We start from the raw sequence: 4,690 nt of genomic DNA, 5'->3' as shown, positions 1-4,690 counted from the left end.
TTGAATAGCGCCTGCCTTTGAATAGCGCCTGCCTTTGAATAGCGCCTGCCTTTGAATAGCGCCTGCCTTTGAATAGCGCCTGCCTTTGAATAGCGCCTGCCTTTGAATAGCGCCTGAACGGCGCGGCCCCCTCGTCCAGTTCCTCGGGTGGCTGTCATGAGTCGCGCCCGTCGATCCTTTCCGCCCGCGCTGCTGGATTCGTTGCGGGCAATGACGGTGCAGGAAACGCTAGACCGGCTGGGCCTGTACTGGAAACGTGATCCTGGCTTTGTGCCGGTGAAGGACAAGGCTACGGTGCGGCTGAATGTGTCCATTGGTGGCGGCGGTGTTGAGCTACTGGCGACCGGGCCGAAGTGGTACGACACGCGGAAAGAGCAGGGCGGCGGTGCCATCGACCTGGCCATGCACCTGTTCAGATTGTCATTTGTGGATGCGGTCAAACGGCTGTCGCCTTGATCGTGTTTGCAAGATGCCTCCGGCGGCCCTGCCGGGGGCCACTCGCCGCCGTGAGGCTCGGGGGGCAGGGTGGCGGTCTTCGCCCTTCGTCCTGCCCCCACTCGCTCAGGCTGGGGCGCTCCGAGGGCATCAAGCGACTTTCGCGGCATCAACGGTGCCCCCCTACGGGCTACCCCCTTTATTCCACGGTTCGCTTGACCCCCTCTCCACTAGTAGGCGGCCCGTGGCGGCGTTTTCTCGACGTGGCCCTGCCTGCCCCCTTTCTTACCTTCTCAAAACGCGCTGTAGGCCCGTTTCTGGCCGGAGCCGGGCGGCGGGCGGAAAGCTCCGCTTTTCGTTCGACGGCTGGCCGACAACGAGCCGAAGGCGAGGCGTCAGCACGGTGTTTCACCAAAAACGAGCAGCCGACCGGGCAGCGGTACGTTACGAAAACCGCTTGCGTATCGTATCTGTATTGCGTATCATATCTGTATTGATACGATTTACACCGATACGGTACGAAAGGAGCAACGATCATGGCACGTCAGGGCATCACTTTTGAGCAGGTCGCCGCCGTCGCTGATGCGCTGGCAGGCGAGGGTCAGCAGCCGACCATCCGGGCGGTGCGGGAGCGGTTGGGCGACACCGGCAGCCCGAACACCATCCACAAGCATCTGGCCGCGTGGCGTGAGGCTCGCCCGGTGGCCGCCGCCGCTGCGCCGGAACTGCCGCAGGCGCTGACCGCTGCCATTGCCGCCGAGATCGAGCGGGCCGCATCGCGGGCACGCGGCGAGATCGAGGGCCGTCTGGTGCAGGCGCAGGCGGAGGCCGCCGAACTGGCCGCCGCTGGCGAGGTGCTGGAAGACGAACGCGACGAGCTGGCCGAGCAGGTGGCCGTGCTGACCACTGAGCGCGACACGCTGGCAGGCAAAGCCGCCCAGCAGGCCGCCGACTTGGCCGAGGCGCAGCAGCGCATCGAGCGCGAGCAGCAGGCGGCAGAGTCTGCGCGGCTGGAGGTGGCAACCGCCCGGCACAAGATCGAGGCGCAGGCCGAGCGCGTGAGCGAGCAGGCCGCCGAGCTTGTGCGCCTACGCGCCGCATTGGCCGAGGCACAGCAGGGCCGCACCGCCGCCGAACAACAGGCCGCCGTGCTGGCCGCCAAGCTGGAGGCGTGCGCCGACCGTGTGAGCCGCGCAGAGGCCCGCGCCGAGCAGATCGAGCAGCAGGCCGCCAAGGCTGCACAGGCCCACGACACCGCCCGCGCCGCAGCAGCGCAGGAAACCCGGCAGGCGCAGGCCGAGCGTGACGAGGCTCGCAAGGTGGCAGCAGAGGCCCGCGAGCAGGCCGCACGACTTGCCGGGCAGCTTGAGGCGCTGCGGAAGGCAGATCCTGTCCCCGCCGTTTTTCCCCCCGCATCGACTGGCGTATGATGTGGTTATCGGTGGCGTAGTTGGTTAGAAGCAAGCCATGTTTTCGCTTCGCTCAAACGGCTTGGCATGGGCTGCGCCCCTGCACCCCGGCGGCGCTCCCTTCGGTCGGCACCGCCCGCCGCATTCACTCGTTGGAGGCTCGTTCATGACGGCAGAAACAACCCCACCGCGCAAAGGCAGAGGAGGCCGCCCCAAGGGCGACCCCTCCGCCGTGCGCGCCTCGACCATTGGCGTCCGGGTGTCGGCGGAGGAATACGCCGCACTCCGGGCCAAGGCCGATCAGATGGGCATGACCCCGGCACAGTGGCTGCGGGAAGCGGCGCTATCCCGACGCCTACCGTCGCCACCAGTCCCGCCCATCAACCGCGAGCAGTACGCCGAACTGGCGAGACTCGCGGCCAACCTCAACCAGCTAACCCGGCTGGCGAACGAAGGCCGCCCCGTCACCGTTGCCGACGCGCTTTTGCAGCGGCTGGCCGGTGAAGTCGGGCGGCTTCGGCTGGCCCTCATTGGCGCGGGTGGCGGCGAATGATTGCCAAGATGGTCAAGGGCCGCGGCTTCCGTGGGGCGCTGGAATACGACCTCACGAAAGAGAAGGGCCGCGTCATTGATAGCAACATGGCCGGGCAAAACCCGCGAGAACTCGCCGCAGAATTTGGCGAGATTCGCAAGCTTCGCCCGAACTTGGGCAAGGCAGTTATGCATGTTTCGCTATCCGCCGCCCCCGGCGAAAAGCTTACGGATGAGCAGTGGCGGGAAGTCGGGCAGCGTTATTTGCGCGGGATGGGCTTCAAGGACAACCAGTTCGTCATCACCCGGCACACCGACACCGAGCACGAGCACATCCACATCTTGGCGAACCGCATCACCCACGCCGGCGAGGTGGTCAGCGACGGGCAGGACTACAAGCGGCAGGAAACCATCATGCGAGAGATCGAACGGGATTACGGCCTGCAACGGGTGGCCCCGAGCATCGAGGCCGAGCGCAAAGCGCCGACCAAGGGCGAGATCGAGCAGCACGCCCGCACCGGCCAGCCCAGCGCCCGGCAGCAGCTCCAGCAGATTTGTGACGCGTGCGCCAGGGATTGCCGCAGCTTCAGCGAGTACCAGGAGCGACTGGAGGCGGCAGGCGTGGAGGTGGTGCCGGTGGCCCAGCTCAACGGCGCGAAGCTGTCCGGTCTGTCGTACCGGCTGGACGGCGTGACCATGAAGGGCAGCGACTTAGGGAAGGGCTACACCGCCGCAGGCATCCAGAAAAGGGGCATCAGCTATGAGCAAGACAGAGACTTTGCGGCAGTCCGCCGCAGCATCGAACGAGACGCGGCTAGAGCGTTTGGCGAGCCAGATCGAGACAGTGAGGCAGGCCAAGCACCAGAGCGCGGAGGACTTGGCCGCGACGCTGGAGCCGCTGGCCCAAGCAATGGCGGCGCTGGCCGACGAGACCCGGCAGACGCTGGCCGAGATCGACCGCAAGAGCCGGGAGCAGGGCGAGACGTTCACGCGCCAGCTATCGGAGTCGGTGAAGGGCTACAAGGACGCGGTAGCTGCAGCGAGCCAAGCCGCCGAGAGCCTGAACCAAGCCGGGCAGCGGATGGAGTGGAGGCACTACGGCCTAGCCGTGGTAACGGGGTTGGTTACGGCGGCGCTCGTGAGCGGCTTTTGGCTTTGGCTGGCCCCGCCCAAGGTGCAGAACATGCTGGACGCGCAAGCGGTGGCGGAGTACCTGAAACCCGCCGTGATCGAAGCCTTGAAGCCATCCAGAGGCAGGTGACGGCGCTGGACGTGCCGCGCTTCGAGGTGGGCATCCGGGAGGCTAAGACCGGCCAGATGATGAACCGGGAATGGAGCCGCGCCGAGCTGGAGCAGTCCGCCGCGTGGCTCAAGCGGATGAACGCCAAAGGCAACGACGTGTATATCCGCCCGGCTGGCGAGCATGGCCTAGTGCTGGTCGATGACCTCAAGCCGCAGGCTCTGGAGCGCATGAAGGCGGAAGGATTCGCCCCCGCTGCGACCATCGAAACCAGCCCCGGCAACTATCAGGCGTGGGTCAAGCTGTCGGATAAACCGTTATCCGCAGACGTGCGGCGCATCGCGGCGCAGGGGCTGGCGAAGCAGTACGGCGGCGACAGTCGCCACTATGGGCGGCTGGCAGGCTTCACCAACCAGAAGCCGCAGCACGCCCGTGACGGTCGCCAGCCCTACGTACTGGCCCACGACTGCCCCGGCAAGGCCGCCAGATCCGCGCCATCGTACCTAGAACGCATCGAGCAGCACCTAGACAGGGCAGCGGCCCAGCAAGAGCGGGAAAAGCGCCTAGAGGCGCTGGAAACGGCCAAGCCGGGCGGCTATGGCTCGCAATACGACCCGGTGAAGGAGTACCAGCGGCAGGCGCAGCGCCTGATGCAGCGGTACGGCAAGGAAGCCGACTTCTCCCGGCTGGACTGGATGATTGCCACGGACATGGCGAAATCCGGGCGCTTCACGGCGCAGGACATCGAGAAGGGCATCCTGGAATGCTCCCCGCACGTTGAGAGCCGCAAGGCGGGCCACGTCGAGGACTACGCCCGGCGCACGGCGGCCAATGCGTGGGCAGCGCCAGAGGTGCAGGCCCACCGGCAGGAGCAGGAGCAGGAGCGAGAGCGGCAAGCACAGCGCAGCCGCGACCGGGACGGCCCCGGCATGATCCGTTGAGACTTTCCCCCAGCCCAGCAGGGCGTGGGGGCTGTTGTCATTTTCAGAAGACGACTGCACCAGACAACGCGGTTTGAAGGCTGTTGTGCAGTCGTCTATTGAACGAACAGTATCAGGAGTCCGCTGCACGAATG

General features: G+C 66.2%; 5 protein-coding genes and 1 pseudogene. All 6 read left to right on the top strand.

Annotated elements, in window-relative coordinates:
• Positions 1 to 156: 156 nt before the first annotated feature.
• The 6 genes and pseudogenes from LG219_RS15150 (at position 157) to LG219_RS15605 (ending at position 4,556) form a co-directional block, all read left to right on the top strand.
• On the top strand, positions 157 to 456 hold the full coding sequence (locus LG219_RS15150) for a hypothetical protein (RefSeq protein ID WP_023277449.1): 300 nt from the start codon (positions 157 to 159) through the stop codon (positions 454 to 456).
• Positions 457 to 971: 515 nt separating this feature from the next.
• The gene (locus tag LG219_RS15145; protein WP_008168811.1) at positions 972 to 1,865 is read left to right on the top strand and encodes a DNA-binding protein; all 894 of its coding nucleotides are present in this window, start codon (positions 972 to 974) and stop codon (positions 1,863 to 1,865) included.
• Positions 1,866 to 2,010: 145 nt separating this feature from the next.
• A complete protein-coding gene (locus LG219_RS15140) occupies positions 2,011 to 2,397 on the top strand; it encodes a plasmid mobilization protein (protein WP_008168810.1) in 387 nt (128 codons plus the stop codon).
• Positions 2,394 to 2,807 (top strand): annotated as a pseudogene (locus LG219_RS15615) (relaxase/mobilization nuclease domain-containing protein); the annotation flags it as partial. The gene LG219_RS15140 and the pseudogene LG219_RS15615, both read left to right, overlap by 4 nt.
• 328 nt (positions 2,808 to 3,135) lie before the next feature.
• Positions 3,136 to 3,636: an IncQ-type mobilization protein MobB gene (locus LG219_RS15610; protein WP_008168805.1), complete on the top strand. Its 501-nt coding sequence runs from the start codon at positions 3,136 to 3,138 to the stop codon at positions 3,634 to 3,636.
• Entirely contained in the window at positions 3,633 to 4,556 is a 924-nt protein-coding gene (locus LG219_RS15605; RefSeq protein WP_008168803.1) for a RepB family DNA primase, read from the top strand. Before LG219_RS15610 ends, LG219_RS15605 begins: the two co-directional genes overlap by 4 nt.
• Positions 4,557 to 4,690 lie beyond the last annotated feature (134 nt).

It is taken from the genome of Deefgea salmonis, from assembly GCF_020531905.1.
GTDB classification, from domain to species: Bacteria; Pseudomonadota; Gammaproteobacteria; order Burkholderiales; family Chitinibacteraceae; genus Deefgea; species Deefgea salmonis.
Note: the sequence above shows the minus strand (reverse complement) of the source record. Positions and strands in the feature narration are given on the sequence as shown.